Origin of the sequence: Stratiformator vulcanicus, from assembly GCF_007744515.1 — a bacterium.
Lineage (GTDB): Bacteria > Planctomycetota > Planctomycetia > Planctomycetales > Planctomycetaceae > Stratiformator > Stratiformator vulcanicus.
The window spans coordinates 1104885-1122209 of sequence record NZ_CP036268.1; the positions used below are offsets into that span (position 1 = coordinate 1104885).

At 59.3% G+C, this 17325-nt stretch carries 15 protein-coding genes and 1 tRNA gene; 8 read left to right on the forward strand and 8 right to left on the reverse strand.

The genetic code is table 11. The features are described 5' to 3' along the window. The first annotated feature begins 96 nt into the window (after nt 1-96). The 4 genes from dnaJ to Pan189_RS04215 all read left to right on the forward strand — a co-directional run bounded on the left by dnaJ (nt 97) and on the right by Pan189_RS04215 (nt 2637). Nucleotides 97-1233 carry a molecular chaperone DnaJ gene (dnaJ, locus tag Pan189_RS04200; protein ID WP_145362710.1) on the forward strand — a complete coding sequence of 379 codons (1137 nt, stop codon included), beginning with the start codon at nt 97-99 and terminating at the stop codon, nt 1231-1233. A gap of 111 nt (nt 1234-1344) precedes the next feature. Beyond that, nucleotides 1345-1935, forward strand: coding sequence for a nucleotide exchange factor GrpE (gene grpE / locus Pan189_RS04205; RefSeq protein ID WP_145362711.1), 591 nt, complete (start codon nt 1345-1347; stop codon nt 1933-1935). Between the two features lie 87 nt (nt 1936-2022). After that, nucleotides 2023-2319 carry an FmdB family zinc ribbon protein gene (locus Pan189_RS04210; RefSeq protein WP_145362712.1) on the forward strand — a complete coding sequence of 99 codons (297 nt, stop codon included), beginning with the start codon at nt 2023-2025 and terminating at the stop codon, nt 2317-2319. A 78-nt stretch (nt 2320-2397) separates the two neighbouring features. Beyond that, nucleotides 2398-2637, forward strand: coding sequence for a DNA gyrase inhibitor YacG (locus Pan189_RS04215; RefSeq protein WP_310821059.1), 240 nt, complete (start codon nt 2398-2400; stop codon nt 2635-2637). 122 nt (nt 2638-2759) lie between these two features. Here Pan189_RS04215 and Pan189_RS04220 read toward each other — a convergent pair whose 3' ends face one another. The 4 genes from Pan189_RS04220 to Pan189_RS04235 form a co-directional block, all read right to left on the reverse strand. After that, entirely contained in the window at nt 2760-3728 is a 969-nt protein-coding gene (locus tag Pan189_RS04220) for a hypothetical protein (RefSeq protein WP_145362714.1), read from the reverse strand. 291 nt (nt 3729-4019) lie between these two features. Next, complete coding sequence (crcB, locus tag Pan189_RS04225) at nt 4020-4418, reverse strand: fluoride efflux transporter CrcB (RefSeq protein ID WP_145362715.1); 399 nt, start codon at nt 4416-4418, stop codon at nt 4020-4022. A 35-nt stretch (nt 4419-4453) separates the two neighbouring features. After that, nucleotides 4454-5701, reverse strand: coding sequence for an outer membrane protein assembly factor BamB family protein (locus tag Pan189_RS04230; RefSeq protein WP_145362716.1), 1248 nt, complete (start codon nt 5699-5701; stop codon nt 4454-4456). A gap of 42 nt (nt 5702-5743) precedes the next feature. Beyond that, nucleotides 5744-6880 (reverse strand): hypothetical protein, encoded by a 1137-nt coding sequence (locus Pan189_RS04235; RefSeq protein WP_145362717.1) that lies wholly within the window; start codon nt 6878-6880, stop codon nt 5744-5746. A gap of 384 nt (nt 6881-7264) precedes the next feature. On the opposite strand from Pan189_RS04235, the gene Pan189_RS04240 reads away from it, so the two are divergent. Both Pan189_RS04240 and Pan189_RS04245 read left to right on the forward strand, forming a co-directional pair. Beyond that, nucleotides 7265-8284, forward strand: a complete 1020-nt coding sequence (locus Pan189_RS04240) for a DUF1207 domain-containing protein (protein WP_310821060.1) — start codon at nt 7265-7267, stop codon at nt 8282-8284. 224 nt (nt 8285-8508) lie between these two features. After that, nucleotides 8509-9762 carry a mandelate racemase/muconate lactonizing enzyme family protein gene (locus Pan189_RS04245; RefSeq protein WP_145362719.1) on the forward strand — a complete coding sequence of 418 codons (1254 nt, stop codon included), beginning with the start codon at nt 8509-8511 and terminating at the stop codon, nt 9760-9762. An 11-nt stretch (nt 9763-9773) separates the two neighbouring features. Here the strand turns inward: Pan189_RS04245 and Pan189_RS04250 are convergent, their stop codons facing one another. Continuing rightward, the gene (locus tag Pan189_RS04250) at nt 9774-9992 is read right to left on the reverse strand and encodes a hypothetical protein (protein WP_145362720.1); all 219 of its coding nucleotides are present in this window, start codon (nt 9990-9992) and stop codon (nt 9774-9776) included. A gap of 174 nt (nt 9993-10166) precedes the next feature. On the opposite strand from Pan189_RS04250, the gene Pan189_RS04255 reads away from it, so the two are divergent. Both Pan189_RS04255 and Pan189_RS04260 read left to right on the forward strand, forming a co-directional pair. Further along, the gene (locus Pan189_RS04255; RefSeq protein ID WP_145362721.1) at nt 10167-11288 is read left to right on the forward strand and encodes a WD40 repeat domain-containing protein; all 1122 of its coding nucleotides are present in this window, start codon (nt 10167-10169) and stop codon (nt 11286-11288) included. Nucleotides 11289-11404: 116 nt separating this feature from the next. Further along, nucleotides 11405-11477, forward strand: a tRNA-Lys gene (locus tag Pan189_RS04260). Nucleotides 11478-11607: 130 nt separating this feature from the next. Here Pan189_RS04260 and Pan189_RS04265 read toward each other — a convergent pair. The 3 genes from Pan189_RS04265 to Pan189_RS04275 form a co-directional block, all read right to left on the reverse strand. Beyond that, on the reverse strand, nt 11608-12966 hold the full coding sequence (locus Pan189_RS04265; RefSeq protein ID WP_145362722.1) for a DUF1552 domain-containing protein: 1359 nt from the start codon (nt 12964-12966) through the stop codon (nt 11608-11610). Nucleotides 12967-13022: 56 nt separating this feature from the next. Next, on the reverse strand, nt 13023-15713 hold the full coding sequence (locus Pan189_RS04270; RefSeq protein WP_145362723.1) for a DUF1592 domain-containing protein: 2691 nt from the start codon (nt 15711-15713) through the stop codon (nt 13023-13025). 327 nt (nt 15714-16040) lie between these two features. Next, complete coding sequence (locus Pan189_RS04275; RefSeq protein ID WP_310821061.1) at nt 16041-17204, reverse strand: HD-GYP domain-containing protein; 1164 nt, start codon at nt 17202-17204, stop codon at nt 16041-16043. Nucleotides 17205-17325 lie beyond the last annotated feature (121 nt).

Consider the following 17325-nt stretch of genomic DNA (forward strand, 5'->3'; position numbering starts at 1 on the left):
CGCTGGGGGCGGCGAAAGCGCCGTCCCCAGCCACCCAAACTAATTTCCAAAAGCTGATAGCTGACAGCCAACCGCTGGCAGCTCTTTAAAAAAATGATGGCGACAGATAAACGTGACTATTACGAAGTGCTCGGCGTCTCGAAATCGGCGACGGTCGTCGAGATTAAGAAGTCGTATAAGAAGCTCGCGCTGAAGTTCCATCCCGACCGCAATCCGGGGGATGAAGAAGCCGTCGTGCAGTTTAAAGAGGCCGCCGAGGCGTTTGAGGTCCTCGCCGACGAGGACAAGCGCGCCCGTTACGACCGGTTCGGACATGAGGGTCTGCGAGGAGCCGGCGGAGGCGGCTTTCAGGACGTCGACGATATCTTCGGTGCGTTCGGCGACCTGTTTGAGAGCTTCGGTTTCGGCGGCGGGCGGCGCGGCACGCGCGTACGGCGGGGTCAATCGTTAAGAGCTCAGGTCACGATCGACCTGTTGGAAGCAGCCGGGGGCGTCGAGCGCGACCTCGAAATTCGCCGCTCCAAACTATGCGGCACCTGTGATGGCAGCGGAGCCAAACCCGGTTCGCAGCCGGAAACCTGCTCTTATTGCGGCGGGGCCGGTCAGGTCGTGCAGTCGCAGGGCTTCTTCCGGATGCAGACGACCTGCCCCGGTTGCCGCGGCGAGGGGAGGATCGTCCGCGACAAATGCCAGGCGTGCGGCGGAGCGGGGTTCGAGAGGGAAAAGGTCACGCTGAACGTGAAGATTCCCGGCGGCGTCGACAACGGAATGCAACTTTGCCTGAGGGGCGAAGGCGATCCCGGTCCGCAGGGCGGGCCGCGCGGCGATTTGTACGTCGACATCCGGGTGAAAGAGCATCCGTTGTTTCAGCGGGAAGGTCAGCACCTGACCTGTCAGCTGCCGATCACCTACACGCAGGCGGCGCTCGGCACGGAGATTGACATTCCGACGATCAGCGGCAAGCAGTCGCTCAAAATTCCGGCCGGGACGCAGCCTGATGAAACCTTTCGCATTCGTGGCGAAGGGATGCCCGATCCGCACGGCGGACCCAAGGGTGACCTGTACGTGCACCTGAAATTAGAAGTCCCGAAGAAACTCGATGCGACGCAGGAGAAACTGCTTCGCGAGTTGGCCGAGACCGAACAATCGAACGTCAGCGCCCACCGTAAAAGTTTCTTCGAAAGCCTTTACGATTACTTTGCCGGGCACGAAGAAGAAGAGGAAGAGAAATAATATAAGCCGCGCACGTAGTAAGCGGATCGTGTTTCAGGTCACGTTAAGCTGACTTCATCCGCTTACTTCGTGCGCGGCTTGTTGCAAGCATTAATTATGTTGGATGTAATCATGCCCGATAACGAAGAATTAAGACCCGAAAACCAGCAGCGGCCCGATGAAATGAAGGCCGAGGTCGTCAGCGATTCTGCCGCCGATTCCGAAGCCGGCTCGCCGGAAGAGGACGGTAGTCGCATGGGACTCGAAGACCAGCTCGAAGCCGCCCGTGCGGAGCGCGATGAAGCGAAGGATAAGTACGTTCGCGCCCATGCGGAATTCGACAATTTTCGCAAGCGGATCGAGCGGGAACGGGCTGACGAATATAAATATCGCTCGCTCGGCGTCGCCCGTGATGTGTTACCAGCCTTGGACAACTTGCGACGGGCACTGGAGGCGGCGGAGAAGACCGGCAATGTCGAAGAGTTGGTGCAGGGGGTCGAAATGGTGTCGCGGCAATTTGAAGATGCACTCAAACTGCACGGCATCGAGCGAATTGCCGCCGAGGGCCGAAAGTTCGATCCCAATTTGCACGAAGCGCTCACCCAGGTGCCGTCGCCCGATCACGAGCCGATGACCGTCCTGCAGGAAGTCGAACCCGGTTATAAACTTCACGATCGCGTGATCCGCCCCAGCAAAGTCGTGGTCGTCGCGAATCCCTCATAAGGGTCGAGTGTCAAGGGACGAGAGTCGACAGCCACTCTCGCTCTGCTCTTGCTCTGGACTCTGGACCCATAGCCCTGGACTCAATCCATGCCGACTTACGATTATCGCTGCAAAGCTTGCGAGCACGAATGGGAGCTCTTTCAGAGCATTAAGGCCAACCCGATCCGGAAGTGTCCGGAATGCGGCAAGCTGAAAGCCGAGCGGGTCATTGGCACCGGCGGGGGGATCATCTTCAAGGGGTCGGGCTTTTATAAGACCGATTACCGCAGCGACTCTTACAAGAACGCGGCCAAGGCCGACAAGCCGGCAAGTGAGTCGAAATCGGAATCCAAAGGCGATTCCGGCAAGAAGAACTCCTCCGGGTCAAAGAACTCGTCCGATTGATTTTCAAAATTTCGAGTTTGACAGTACGCGTCGCCTTACTACGATCTGGGCGTCCTGAATCGAATGACGCGGTGCCAAATGATCCGCCCCCAGACCTGTCCGATTTGTAAAACCGAGCTTCCGCCCGAGGCGGCGACGCGCTCGAAATGGTTCCCCTTCTGCGGCGAACGGTGCCGCAACGTTGATCTCGCGCGGTGGTCTGACGGACGCTATGCGATCGTTGACGACCTTTCGCCCGATCAGATTGTCGACGAACTGGAGAAGCAGGGCATCGATGTCGAGGATTTGCTCGACGATGAAAACCTCACCGATTTTTAGACGATAGACTTCTGAACGTAATGCGGTCCGGCGGCGACCAGTTCAATACATCGCATTAAAAAAAGCCGGTCGGATCGTTAATCCAACCGGCTCTCATCAACTCACGATCTCAATGGTTTTGTTTAGTCGACCAAATCATCGAGTCCGTTGCGGCGAGCGGCTTCGTCGACGATCTCATCGACAGCCTCAGCCGAGTTCTCAAGTTCGGCATCCCGACCCGCTCGATTGGGCGGGGTCACGGGACGAAGAGTTTCGCGGCGGTTGGGAGCGTCCGATGAGACGGTTCCTCGACGATCATCGTTATTGTCCGCTGATTGCTGCTGATCGGCTTTTCGGTCGGCTCGCATCGCATCCATAATGCGACGGGCCAATTTGTTATCGCCCGCACGCAGCATGTGAAACAGAGCGATGTCCAAGTGGGACTGAGCCATCGAAGCGTGTTCGCGGCGCGTCATCGGTGCCGCATTGCGTTCGACCTCTTCTGGTCCTAATCGTTCTTCGTAGTCGGCCGCGTATTGATTGCGGTCAATCATATTCGGCAACAGGTAGCGGTCATCCAATCGGCTACCGGCACGATTCGATAGATAGCTGCGACGCAGGGCGTCTTCAGTGGCTGTCAGATCGTCGCCGAGGGGACCGACGGGATCGATGAGTTCGTCGCGCACGCCGTCCAAGTCGTCGCCATCGTATCCTGCGACCGGATCGATCGGGTCGCTGTCATACTCGGCTCGACCGTCAAAGGCACCGCCGACGCGTCGGCGAGCATCGTTCCGGTCGAGCAAGCCGTCACGATCAAGCGGCTCGATGTCGAGTTCGGCGTCGGGATAAGGTCCGACATCGTCATTCAAATCGACATCGCCTTCGTCATCCCGATCGATCGGAGCCTTGTCGGCGAGAGCTCGCTGGTCGACTCGATCCTGTAATTCAACAGTCTCGAAGTTGCGGGCATCGTCCGGCGAGACAGGTTCTGGCGTGTTTCGCAGTGGCGTTTCGTCGCTCGTCGCGCCGCCGATGTAAGTTTGAGCCGTCGCAGTCGTCAGCCCGAGCGACAACATTGCGACACTGGTGAGAAATACGCGTGGCAGATTCATGGTCGTTTTTCCTCGAAAATTCTGTGACTCCTCAAGATGATGCAAATGAATTGCCACTCTTCGCTGCTTTACGGTTCAAGACGTAAGTCACTCAGAGAATTGGATTTGTAGCCGCGCGGCGGATGGGACATTTCGTGAATGCGACTCAATCGCCGAATCACGCTCGAGAATTGATGTCGGGGTTGTTCGCCGAAGAGCCACTGCGGTCGATCGCAGGTCGGCCCGGCGTCGCAAATTGGGCGGAGTTTGCCGTTTGGGTAAATCGTTCGAACGCCGGTGCGTCTGAGACGGCTATCCCGCGGTCGACCAGAGTGCGATTTGCCGACCCGCTGCCACGGCGGCGAGACCCAAGAGCAGATTCAGCGCGACGTTCAAAGCCGCGAGGTCCCATCGCTTGAAATCGGTGACGTATTCCAACGTCTCGTAGCCGAAGGTGGAAAACGTCGTCAGCGAACCGAGCCCGCCGGTTACCAGCAGGAGCTTTAACTCGGGCGACAATTGCGACCGCATTGCCAGCGTTCCGAGATAGCCGATCAGCAGGCAGCCGACCACGTTGACGAGCAAAGTCCCCAGTGGCGCGTAGTCCGGGAACAACCGGCGAGCCCACAGTGAGACGAGAAATCGCGCGATCGCCCCGACAGCACCGCCAAAACCAACGGCGAGGAGCGCGAGAGGAAAATTCTGAGGCAAGGGACAGCTCGGCAACGGAACAATTGGCGGGCGGATCAGTCGGCGATCTTCCACAGCGTTGAATCGGTGCGGAAGTAGATCGCATCGTCACCGAGCGCGGGCGAACTGTGGATGTTCTCGCCGAGATCGTTTTCGGCGACGATCTCGCCCTTCGACCCGCTCAGGTCAACGACGCGCACCACACCGTCCTTCCCGGGGATATAGAGCCGATCGGAAGCGACGACGGGCGTTCCCCAAGCCGAAGACCCGGCGCGAATCTGCCATTCCACTTTGCCGGTCTCCAGATTGCCGCACGTCAATACGCCGGAGCGGTTGATGATGTAGACGCGATCTTTGTAGACGACGGGACTCATCGTCGAGGGAGAGAGTTTCGAGCTTTGCCACAATTCTGAGACCGAGCGGTGGTCGGGGGCGAGCCGGTAGGCCGTCAGCCCCGACTGCGGCAAGATCACGACATCTTCGACCAGCGCTGCCGAGGAGATCGAAGACGCACCGCTGTCGAGAGACCAGACGGTCGTTCCGGTCTTCGGCTCGATCGCGTCGACCCGGTCTCCTGATTGAAGAATGACAAGCTCCGGCGTCTGTGCTGTTCCGGGAATAACCAGGGGGGACGACCAGTTTGCTTTTCGGGGCCGATCAATCTTCCACCGCGTCGTGCCATCCGTCGGGTCGACACCGACCGCAAAAGACTCGGCATCGTTCTCCACTTGGGCGATGAGCACGCCGTCCGACAATACGGGAGAAGAAGACATCCCGAGGCTGTTGCTCGCATTCGGGAAGTCATAGGTGAGGCCGCGATACCACAGCAGATTGCCGTCGAGGTCGAGACCGATCAAATCGTTGCTGGAATAGAACGCGAAAATGCGTTCTCCGTCGGTGACGGGCGTCGGTGTGGCAACCCGCATTTCCCGGTGCGTCGTCGTGCGGCCGGTCGCCCAAAATTGACGGTGCCAGCGCTCTTCTCCCGTTGAGCGATCGAACGCGACGACGTGCAGGCGGTCGTTGCCGTATCCGCTGTTGCCGGTCACGACGACCAAGTCTTTGGTCACGATCGGACCGGAGAAGCCTTCTCCCGGCAACTTTGCTTTCCACGCGACTCCCGATTCGTCCGACCATTCGATCGGCGGGCTGGCGTCGCTGCTCGACGGCGCGGTTTTACCGCCACGAAACCCGCTCCACTCGGTCGCGAGCGCTGTCGACAATCCGATGCAGAGAATTGATGCTATGACTGCGCCACTGCTTAGGCCGCGGCTGTTCATCAGGACGTGAGGTTGCTTGCCCATCGACGGAATCTCATATCGTAGGAAATTGTTCTATCGACTGGCTCATTGAGCCGGTCGAATCGCGGCGCCGGCACCGTCGGTCACCCGGACTTGAACGGTGTAGGCCTGTGCCCAGTCCTGCGTCTGTTCATTTTGCAGCAGCTTGATGAGGAAGCGGTTTTCGCCACGCACAAGGTCGATCGGCACCAAGTATTGGTCGAGCCGTTTGCCTCGGTGATATTCCTCACGACCGAACACGAACTCGCCGTTGACCCAAATTTTGTAGGCGTTGGCCGTTCCCAACCTGAGTTGAGCGCGGCGGTTCTCGGACGAGTCGAAAGTCGTCGTTAGATAGACCGCCGATCCCTTCCAGTTCTCAAATGACTTGGCAATGTCGACGACGCCGAAATCATCATCGGTCTCAATCGGCTGCCAACGCACCTCGCCCAGTTTCCCGGCATAGGAAGCCGTCGGTTCGAACTTCGATTCGGGCGGATAAGCGACGTCAAAGCCGCCGGTGTCGGTATTGTCGAACGGCCCGATAACCTGCCACTCGCGGAGAAGTCCGAGATGCTCGGCAATGTCGACTTCGACATCCAAGTCGCCCAGCGCGGCGACAATCGCTTTGACCTGATCTTCATGGACTGCGCCGCCGAGGGCCTCCTGATAGACGTCCCGCGCCAAATCGAACTGCTCCTGTTCGAGCAAATTCTCCGCCCGGTCGACGCGGCGGGCCACAGCATCCCGCCGAAGTTCCCCACTCGGATCGGAAAGAAATCGATCAATCAACTCGTCCGCTCGCGTGGGGGATTCTTCTCGCACCCATTCGACGACCATTTTTCGGGCCTGGGGATCCTGCGAAGTGTCGGCGGCGAATCTCACCAGTTCATCGAGCGAAATCTGGTCCCGTTCTCGAGTGAAAATTTGCTCTGCGGCATTGCGGAGATAGTTCCGGGCGATCGGATTCGCATCCTTGAACGCGTGCAACACTGAAGCCAACTGCGATGCCGGGAGCTTTCCCAATCGATCGACGGCCTCGCGGGCGGCTGCATTCCCCTCACCGAAATGATCGACGGCTCGAACCGTTCGAAGCGATTCTTTGACCGTGGAGCCGACCGGCTCGTCGGCCGAGGTATCTGCACCGGGCCGACAAACGAGAAGGCAACCGAACATCGCACAATACGCCAAACTTCGTCCCATGCTCACTCCCATCATCTCTGCCGTGCAAAATTTCAGTCGCCGTCATCGAACAGAACGACTCAACCGCGTCTCAACCATTCGGTCGGGCATCGCTTCAGCGTAGCCGACGCCGGAGCAAAGGTCACGAAGTCGGGCCATCAATTTCGACGACCCGTCCTCTTCAAACCTCCTCGCCGAAATTTTCGCCGTACCGCTGCAATTTGCAAATTCGGCCTCGACTCACTTCGAGCGGACTGCTAGATTCCCGCCCCCATCCATGGGCCCCTCCCGGTCCTCAGCAGTATTTCCATGATATTCAGCCAAGTTCGAAGGCCCTATCGAACCACGCGCGGACGCCAAGTCCTTCGCGTCGGCGTTCTCGTATATGCTGCGATGTTATTGGTATTGGGAGCTCCCGAATGGAGCTTTGCGGACGACGGCGCTGATCCGTTTCTCTCAACGGAATTCGACGGCGGCGTCCAATACGCCAGTCATACCGATATCGGTGGCGATGCCGAGCCCTCCTGGCTTGAGCCGATCCCGACTCAGTCGCCTGACGAATCAGCCCCGGAGCCGGTTTTCTCAACCGATGTCGCCCCGGCCTCCGGATATCACTCGCCCTACACCGCGCCCGCGTCTAGCAATGCCGCGCTCTGCGATGACTGCTGCTATCGCTGGCATTTGCTGCCCGAGCAGGTCCTGTTCAAACCGTACATTGCGGGCATCCGCACGCCGCGAATGGCCGCGGAAATTGTGCACGATTACGTCTCGGGCGAAAACTACTTTGACTCCGCCCTCGGCGGCACGGTCGGAGTGTGGCGTTATGGAACCGGCGGACTACGGCCCGACGGCTGGCAGATGGATGTCTCCGCGGCGGCCTTCTTGCGTCAGAACGCATCGCAGGAACTCGACGTCGACGCGGTCGACTTTCGTGTGCGAGTGCCGATCACCTACCGCCAAGGCTCCACCGCGTTCCAATTCGGCTACGATCACATCAGCTCTCATGCGGGCGATGAGTTTCTTAAGCGCAATCCCGGCTTCGTGCGGCTCAACTATCTGCGTGATTCCCTGATTTTCGCGATTCGGCAGGATTTGACCGACGATCTGAACGTCTACGCCGAAATCGATTACGCCGTGAATTTCGACATTGCCGAGCCTTGGGTGTTTCAATTCGGAGCGGAGTACTCGCCCTTCTTGGAGCACGGGTGGAACGGGGCACCGGTCGTCGCCGTTAACACGCAACTTCGCGAAGATCTCGACTTCGATCCGAGCATCAGCGTCATCGCCGGCTGGCAATGGCTCAGCCCGGAGACCGACAATATTATCCGGCTCGGCCTCCGCTACTACCGCGGCTACTCGCAGCAATATTCGTTCTTCAATCAGCGCGAAGAACTGCTCGGCGTGGGGCTCTACTACGACTTCTAAGCCCGTTGCCCGGCAAGCTCTGTGTCGCTCGATCAAGAGTGCCCCGGACAACGTCCGGGTCGCACCGCGACCAAAGCATTCAGCTTAAGGCACGCCTCCGGAAAGGGCCGTAATCTCGTTTGCGACCACCCACTGAGCACCGCTCCCGTTGCCGCGTTGCATTGCCCGCAAACGGCTGATTCTGCAAGGTAATCCATCGAGCACGCCCTTTGATGGAGACCCCGATGCACAACAATCGTCGTAATTTCTTAAGAGCATCCGCCGCCTGCGGCGTGGGCCTACTCGCGCCAGGCTTCGCTTCGGGCGAATTATCGCTGCACGACGTTTATCGTCGCCTCGACGCGGCGGCGAATCGACCGGTATTTCGGCGCGAACATTTCGCGGAGCCGGTGATGATCGAGTCGGTCGAATTGCTGCGATACCGCGATAATTTTATCTGCCGTGTCCGATCGAAGGATGGCGCGGAGGGGCTCAGCGTCGGTCACAACAACCGGATGAAATACCTCCATCCGATTCAAACTCAGCGCGTGCAGCCTTACTTCGTCGGCAAAGATGCCCGCGACCTCGACGCTCTGATCGACGGTGTTTACCTCTACCAGAACAACTACAAACTCCAGAACATGGCATTCTGGATCCCGGTCGCGACTGTCGAGTTTGCCATTCTCGACATGTTAGGAAATATCGCAGGCCGCCCGATCACCGAATTAATCGGCGAGACGAACCGGAATCGTATTTCCATCTACCGCGCGAACAATCTCCGCGGGCGTTCGGCGGTTGAGTCCATCAAAGTCATTAAGGCCCGCGCCGAAGAAACCGCCGCAAAAGCCGTCAAATTTAAGATCGGCGGACGAATGCTCGCCGAGGAGCAACCGCCGGGACGGACCGAGAGATTAATCCCGCTGATGCGTGAGACCTTCGGCCCCGACATGACGATTTATGCCGATGCCAACGGTGCCTACACCGCGGATGAGGCGATTCGGATCGGTCGTATTCTGGATGAATATCAGATCGACCTATTTGAAGGGCCGGTCCCGTTCGACTGGTACGAAGACATCGCCATAGTGGCCGATGCGCTCACGATTCCGCTCGCCGGCGGCGGGCAGGAAGCGAGCATGCGCAACTTCCGCTGGCTGATCGCGCGGCGGGCGTTCGAGTACTATCAACAGGATTTATTTTACTTCGGCGGCATGATCCGCTGCATGAAAGTGGCCCGGATGGCGGCCGAACTCGGGATGCCCTGCTGCCCGCACATCTCGGGCACGGGACTCGGTTATCTTTATATGTTGCAATTCGTCGCCGCGATCACGAACCCCGGCCCCTACCACGAATTCAAGGGCGTCAGTCGGAACATCCCGTTTCATTGTGACACATCCTCGCTCAAGAGCATCGATGGGCAAATCAAAGTTCCCACCGGTCCGGGTGACGGCATCGACGTCGACCCGGCGTTTGTAGCGAAGCATCGAATTGTAAAGAGTTAAATCTGACGGAATCAGTTGCTAAGAGCCTCGTCGGGATTTGCATCTCGGAGATCGAGCAAGCTCCAAGGGATCTCGGCATCGGCTCCGGCCCACTTCATCGTGAAGTTCTCGGCAGGATTGGCAAGGAAGAGTCCCCACTCGGTTGGAATATAGAACCAGCCGTCGGCAATCGCGACCGCACAGATTCCGATAAGCGAAGTCGTCGCGATGAAGGCCTGGTAGAATCGCATCTCGTTGCTCGCATCAAAGCAGGGCACAATTGTTCCTGAGTTTCGATAACGCGTAGCCGAAGAGCGGGGTTCACCAGCCGACGGAAATCTTCATTTGACGATTCGGGGCTGGTGTAAGGTTCGGCGATCGTCATAATCGAGTTCATTCAAGAGCTTCTCAAAGGATAACCGGTGATGAGCAGGTTCGCGTATGGGATGGCGGTCGCGGTCACCGCAGTCGTTGTGTCCGCCGTTCCAGCCGCGTTCGCGCAGGAGCAGGAACTGCCGCCGCTTGAGAAGCTGCAGAAGGCCTTCGAACGAGCAAAAGAAGGATTGAATCCGAGTTCGACGGAAGGCCCGCCGCAACTGAAAGAAGTCGCACGCATCACCGGCCTGGATGACTGGGCCGTAGCGGTCGCCTTCAGCCCCGACGGAAAACAGTTGGCCGTCGGCAGCTATGATGAGGTTCGACTCTACGACTCGTCGTCGCAAGAACTGCTGAAGACCCTCAAGACTCGAAAGGGTTACGCGAGGTCGCTGGCATGGACCCCGGACGGCACTCGGCTGATCGTCGGCGAGTACCAGTCGATCAGCATCTGGGATACCGCTCGCGGTAAACGCGTCAAACGGCTCAGGGGCCACCGCGGCTATGTGACCGCGTTGGTCGTCTCTGACGATGCTTTGGTCTCCGGCTCACTCGACGGCACGGTGCGCCGATGGAATTGGGGCGACGGAGAAAATTCTGTAATCGCCGACTTCGGAGACATTCCCGTCCAAGACGTCGCGGCGTCACTGGACGGAACGCTGCTGGCGGTCGCGATCGGCGATGAGACGGCGGTGACAGAGCCTGGGCCGATCGTGCTGCTCGATCCCGTCGCCGGGGAGGAACAGCATCGGTTCGAGCCGCACCTGAAAGCCGCGCTCGCCGTTGAATTTGCCGGCGAGCGGCTGATCTCGGGCGGCGAGGACGAAATCATCCTAATTCACGACGTTCCGGGCCGGCAGACCATCGCGAAGAATTCCGAGCACTCGCGGCCGATCAATGACTTCGTCGTGTTGCAAGACGGCGTCACCATCGCGTCAGCCAGCGGCGGGCGAGCCGTCAAGAAGAACGAAATCTTCGTTTGGAGTTCCCTCGACGGTGAAGTCTCCGGGATGGTCGAAGGACACGCCAAGAAGATCACATCACTGGCGATCAGCCCCGACGGGCGGACCTTGGCCTCCGGCAGCGTGGACAAGACTGTGGCCCTGTGGGATCTCGTTCCGATCGTCGGCCCACGTCCACCGGTCGAAGCAAAACGTCCGGACATGCCGTAAATTACGGCGAAATCGGCGAACCCGCGTCGATCTGTCGCGGTCAGAGGTTGTACCTCCGGGTCGAGGCCGCCATAATTCCGCGTCTTTCGCCCGGAGCGAGTTCCGCGTGCGACTGCGAGGGCGTAGCTCAGTTGGTAGAGCAACGGACTTTTAATCCGTAGGTCCAGGGTTCGAACCCCTGCGCCCTCATTTCTTATTTCGACCGAAACGCGAACGAGCAGGTGGTGCTGCTCGGGGTTTCATAAAGCTCGTTAGACGTTGCTCCTGTTTCGTCGCCCGCGCATCGTCGCTTTAGTTTCCGACAGTGTCGGTCAACGGCTCAGACGAGTCCCTCTAGCGGCCCGGTGCTGTCGGCCACGTGGTCGGTTGGGACGCCTGCCAGGTTGAGCATCGAGACGAATAGGTTTGCGGTCGGAACTTGGGCGAGGCCGTCGTTACGCTCGGCGTAGGTCGGGACGGGGCCGAGTTTCAAGTGTTGTCCCTGCTTCAATTGCCCGCCGGCGTGACCGGCCAGCACGAGCGGCAGGTTCCCGCCCCAGTGACCGCCGTCGGTCATGGAGTCGCCATACAGGATCAGCGAGTTGTGCAACACGCTGTTGCCATCGGAATCTTGTACCTGATCCAGCTTGCCGAGGAATCGGCCGAAGTGATCCATCAGGTACTCGTTGATCTTCGCGGCCATCTCCAATTTTTCGGCGTTGCCGCTGTGGTGGCTGATGGGGTGCCACGCTTCGGTGACTCCCTCGACGACCTGTCGATAATCCTGGGGGCCGTTCCTGGCCAGAGCGATCACGCGTGTCGAATCGGTTTCGAAGGCTTTGACGATCAGGTCGTACATCGTCTCAAGCCAGAGGTCTTTGGATCGCTCGACATCGCGATCGGGTTCCGACAGCCCGGCCGGTTTCTGTTTGGGGATGTCGACCCATTGTTCGCGCCGTTGGATTTTTTGCTCCAACTCTCGCACCGACGTGAGGTATTGCTCGAATTTTTGCCGGTCGAGGTCGCTCATGCGGCGCTCAAGGCTTTTTCGATTGTCGGTCACCAGGTCGAGGATGCTGCGATTGCGGGAGAAGACATCTCGGATCTCGCGTTTGTCGTCCGCCGCTTTGTCGACGAAGAGCTCTCGAAAGACCTGGCCGGGACTGTTGATCGTCGGCAGCGGTGTCCCATTGCGATTCCACGACAGCATCGTGTCCTGCGAACTCGAGCTGCCCAATTGCAGCGAATCGAATCGTGTCTCTCGCCCGATGACCTCGGCCGCCAACTGGTCGACCGAAGAGTGGGTGCTGATCTTGCCCCGCCCCTGCGAATCGGTGCCGCCTGAGAAATGGCCGGTGAGCCAGACGCGACCTGAGCCGTGACCTCCGACCGAGCCGCCCCCGGCGGAGGGGTTGTCGCAGAAGTGGCGTGTCCCGGAGATGACCGAGAAATGCTCGCGGTGCTTTTCCATCGGTTTGAGAGCCCGCGAGAGCGTGTAATTCGGGCCGTCATCCTTGGGGAACCATTCCTCCATATTCGTGGCCGCCCCGTCGTAGCGGAACATCAACCGGACCGGCGGTTTGGAAGCCTGCTGCTCAGCCCGAGACACGGAGTTCATGGTTTCAAGAAACGGCAGCGCGACGCTCGCGCCGAGACCTTTAAGAACCGTTCGGCGGGGGATGTGCCATGAGTTCTTCATTTCGCTTACCTCAATCAGATATTTGTCGTCTCCATCGCGATGACAGAGGCGAGTGATTATTTGGAGAGAAACGCTTCGCTTGTCGCAATCGCGGTGACGAGGGCCGACACCGAACCGCCTTTGGTGTCGACTTCATGCACAATTTTTTCGATCTGTGGGTCGTCCGTGAAATCGAGAGGCCGTCCGAGAGCGTAGATCAGCATCTTCTCGGCCAAATTTCGTTTGATCTCCGATTCCCGCTGCATCAGCAGCTTCAGGAACTCCTCGTAGCTCGCGAATTGATCTCCGGTCAGCAGGACTCCGGAGGGATCGATCGGCTGTTTCGACTCCGCTTCGACCTCGCGATATTTGCCGATCGCATTGAAGTTCTCCAGAGCGAATCCGAGCGGGTCGATCTTGTTGTGGCAACCGGAGCACGCCTTGAGCGCCCGGTGCGATTTGAGTCGCTCCTTAAGCGTTGCGCCTTTGGCTTCCGGAACCGGGGGGACATCGGGCGGTGGTGGCGGCGGTGGATCACCCAGAATTTGCTCAAGAATAAATGTGCCACGCTTCACCGGTGACGTCCTCACGCCATCGGAGGTGACCGTCAGGACGGACGCGTGAGTCAGCAGGCTGCCGCGGTGATCAGAGGGCTTCAACTTTACGAACTGCATGTCGGTGCCGACGACGCGATCGATGCCGTACAGCGAGGCCAGTTCCTGATTCAAGAACGTGAAGTCGGCGTCGAACAACGTTCGAATGGGCAGGTCGTTGCGAAGGGTATGCAGGAAGACGAGTTCCGATTCCTGCTTCATCGCCGCTTCAATTCGGGCGTTGTATTCGGGGTACTTTTTTGGATCGGGCTCGACGCCTCCCAACTCGCGAAGTTGAAGCCACTGTCCGACGAAGTTCTCAGCGAAACGTCCGACCCGCTCGTGATCGAGCATCCGCTCGATCTGCTCCCGCAGCACCGCTTCATCGGTCAGGCGACCCGATTTGGCAAGCTCGTACAACTCGGCATCGGGCGGCCCGCTCCACAGGAAATAAGAGAGCCGTGACGCGATCTCGTAGGAATCAAGCGGCAGCCGCTCGCCGCCGGGCTCTTTCGGTTCGACGAGAAATAGAAACTCCGGTGAAACGAGAATCGCCGTAATGGCATCGCGAACGGCGTCTTCGAAGGAAGCCCCGGCACGTCGTCGTGACTGATAGAAATCGTGAAAGGTGTCGACTCGAACTTGTTCCACAGGCTGTCGAAATGCTCGCTCCGCAAACTCGGCGATGATGTCTCGGGCATGCTCGTCGCCATATCTTCCATTGAAGATCACTTGCTGGGCCGGCGTCGGCCACGGGTTGAGCGGCCCTTGGACTTCCAACGATTGAATCCACAGACCCGGCGCGTCCGGACCCGGGTTTCCACCCGAGTTCAAGACGCGAATCCGTACGAACTGCAGCGGCTCGTTCAGATAAGTTTCAACCGTCACCGCGGAGACTTCGTCATCAAGGTTTTTCGACCATAACGATCGCGACTCAAACGGTGTTTCGACGGAGAGATTAACCGTCGGCAACGTCCCGTCCTTCCCGGCCACACCGCGGATGACCGCAGTCGCGCGGTAAATGCCGGGGCCCTTCCATCGAAAACCGATTCGCGGCAACTTCATCGTCGCGACACGACGCACCACCAATCCGTCACCGACCCGGGCGAGACCAAGGTCATCGCGATCGATTTGAAAGGCGTCGCGATCCGGTTGCTTCACAGATTGCGACAGCTTTCGTGCCTGCTTGCGCAACCGCTCATATTTCTTCGGATCAGAGCGGCGGTACTGGCGTGACGCGTCATACAGTTGAGCCGCTTTGTTCTTGACGGCAAGTTGCTTGTCGATCCAATCTTGAGAGAGCGCCGCCCCTTCGAGCCGACCGACTTCCGGTTTCGGTGGCTTGCTCGATGGCAGTGCCACTTGCAGTGATTTCTGGGCGGACTCGAAATAGAGTTCCAGCAGCCGTGCGGAGACGTTCTGCACCGCGCCGACGGTGTCGAACCCCTCATAGACATCATCATCCGGAAGCTTTTCGGCCGGGTCGACTTCCGGATGCAGGGAGAGCAGTTGCCGAATCGTCTCCGCGTATTCGCTCTTGTTCAGTCGCCGCAGCACGACTTTGCCGCCAGTACTGGCGGCCGCCTTCTCCGCCCGTTTGATCTCGGCTCGAATCCAATCGACGATCGCCTTGCGTTCTTTATCGGACGGCTGAGTGCTGTCTTCCGGCGGCATCGCTTCCAATTCAATTTGGTCGGCCACGTGCTTCCAAAGATCGCCGCTCGTCCGGCCATCGATCGGCGTCATGTCGTCGACCCGCACGCTGGCCTCCTGCGTATCGGCCCCGTGGCAATCGGTGCAATAGGTCGAAAGAAACGGGCGGACTCTTGTCTTGAAGGTGGAAAGGTCGGTGCCGACGGCGAGCGTCTGGGGTTTTGAAGTACCGACCTGAGCGCTGTTTCGTGAGTCGTTGGAGGCGAGCAGGACTTGGGGCTCGACCGGGTCGATGCCATCGTTCGCAATCTCAATGCCCCCGAAGTCATCGACGACCGACGAGTCCGCGGCTTGAGTGGTCGCTTCCCCGCCGGGCCGAAATAGAGTCAGCGCCGCGACGAGGGCGAAGGCAGCAAAGCCGAACGCCGTGATCGACCCAAGCCCCGATAAACGTCGACGTTCTCGTCGCTTCGGTCTCGCGATGGAGTCCGCATTTGACGTTGAGCGCTTCGAACTCGGCATTCCGGTTCTTTCGGCAGTTCAGTGCATTCGCGATTTGAAAGTCTCAGCGGAGACTTCATCGTATCATCCGCATCGAGCCATATCTCACGAAGTTTCGGTTTCACCTACTTTGAATTCCGCCGGGCGACTTCATCGCCGCGGACCGCGTCTGGCGGACTTCTTCAGCGAACCATCAATGGATAGTGGGTTGCTTCGACGAAGCCGCTCGATCGTGCAACCGCGACCCCGGATCATATCAAAGATTGCATGCAACTCAATGGGTGCACGCGAAATGAGGCACTTCGCACAATCCTCGCGTAAACCGTCGCGACGGTGCTTTTCAGTCGGCTACTCGTCGACCCACTCGTAGCGGATCGCGATGATGTCGTCCAAGCGGGAGATGAACGCGTCGATCACCGCGGGATCGAACTGCGTGCCGCGGCCTTCCTGGAGGATTTCAATCGCTTTGCTCATTGGGAAGGCCGGCTTGTAAGGCCGCTTGCTGCACAGGGCGTCGAACACGTCGGCGACCGCCACGATGCGGCCCTCGATCGGGATTTCTTCGCCCGCAAGACCTCGCGGGTACCCTTTGCCGTCCCACCATTCGTGATGCGTCGCCGCGATGCGGGCCGCCATGACGAGAACCGGCGAACGGGTCGACTTCAGTACGTCCGCCGGGATTTCGACGAACTTCGCGTACCGCTCACAGACTTCGTCACTCATCGAGCGGGCAATCTCTTCACCGATCGCGGCGTGAGCCTGCATCCGGGAGCGTTCTTCCTCATTGAGCCGTCCCGGTTTCAGCAATATCGAATCGGGAATGCCGATCTTGCCGATGTCGTGCAGCGGAGCCGCCAGGCCGATCAGTTCGCGGATTTCCGCATCGCACTCAAGTTCGTCGGCGAGAATGTCGGAGTAGCGCCCGACACGCGTAACGTGATTGCCGGTGTCGACGTCGCGAAATTCGGAGGCTCGGGCGAGGCAGTGAATGACTTCGAGCCGTGAGGCTTCGAGTTCCGTTGTGCGCGTCAGAACCGTTTGCTCCAGCTCATCGGCTTTGAGTCGCCAGCGCCGCCGCTCGGCATCTTGGAGCAACGTTCGTCGCGTCAGCGTCAGCAGTTCCGTCGGGTCGATCGGAATCGTCGCGACGTCGCTTGCCCCGGCACGCAAAGCGTCGACCCGGGCTTCTGGCGACGGATTTCTCGACAGGATGAGATAGGGCCGATCCGCCGCGGTCACGAAGTCACGCAGAGCCTCGGGCAAAGCGTCGCCGATCGCCTCGACGATGAGCAGGTCGAAGTCGCCGTCCTCTCCGGGGTGCTCGCCCGCACCGGCCGCAGCCTCAATGGCGTCGACGGTCACGTTCGCGTAGCCGTCGTGGTGCAGATATCCGGCGGCCAGCCGTCCGACGGAGTCATCCCGCGTCAGAATGAGAATAGAGTGGTCGGTCGGCCCGACGTGCGACTCCGCTTGCTTTGGTGCGAGCAGGCCGGCGGGAGATTCGAATGACATCACGGCTCGACAACAACTCAACGGCGGGGCGAAATCGCGGGGGACGGCACGCATCGCAATTCTACCACGCGGCAAAGCCCGACGACCCGACCCGATCCCCCGTGTGAGGGGAATGCCGCGG

Coding starts and splice junctions, on each gene's coding strand:
- Pan189_RS04250 (WP_145362720.1), bottom strand. CDS start 9,992: ATGCGATTCTACCAGGCCTTCATCGCGACGACTTCGCTTATCGGAATC.
- grpE (WP_145362711.1), top strand. CDS start 1,345: ATGCCCGATAACGAAGAATTAAGACCCGAAAACCAGCAGCGGCCCGAT.
- Pan189_RS04230 (WP_145362716.1), bottom strand. CDS start 5,701: ATGGGCAAGCAACCTCACGTCCTGATGAACAGCCGCGGCCTAAGCAGT.
- Pan189_RS04265 (WP_145362722.1), bottom strand. CDS start 12,966: ATGAAGAACTCATGGCACATCCCCCGCCGAACGGTTCTTAAAGGTCTC.
- dnaJ (WP_145362710.1), top strand. CDS start 97: ATGGCGACAGATAAACGTGACTATTACGAAGTGCTCGGCGTCTCGAAA.
- Pan189_RS04255 (WP_145362721.1), top strand. CDS start 10,167: ATGAGCAGGTTCGCGTATGGGATGGCGGTCGCGGTCACCGCAGTCGTT.
- Pan189_RS04275 (WP_310821061.1), bottom strand. CDS start 17,204: ATGTCATTCGAATCTCCCGCCGGCCTGCTCGCACCAAAGCAAGCGGAG.
- Pan189_RS04215 (WP_310821059.1), top strand. CDS start 2,398: ATGATCCGCCCCCAGACCTGTCCGATTTGTAAAACCGAGCTTCCGCCC.
- Pan189_RS04270 (WP_145362723.1), bottom strand. CDS start 15,713: ATGCCGAGTTCGAAGCGCTCAACGTCAAATGCGGACTCCATCGCGAGA.
- Pan189_RS04235 (WP_145362717.1), bottom strand. CDS start 6,880: ATGGGACGAAGTTTGGCGTATTGTGCGATGTTCGGTTGCCTTCTCGTT.
- Pan189_RS04245 (WP_145362719.1), top strand. CDS start 8,509: ATGCACAACAATCGTCGTAATTTCTTAAGAGCATCCGCCGCCTGCGGC.
- Pan189_RS04220 (WP_145362714.1), bottom strand. CDS start 3,728: ATGAATCTGCCACGCGTATTTCTCACCAGTGTCGCAATGTTGTCGCTC.
- Pan189_RS04210 (WP_145362712.1), top strand. CDS start 2,023: ATGCCGACTTACGATTATCGCTGCAAAGCTTGCGAGCACGAATGGGAG.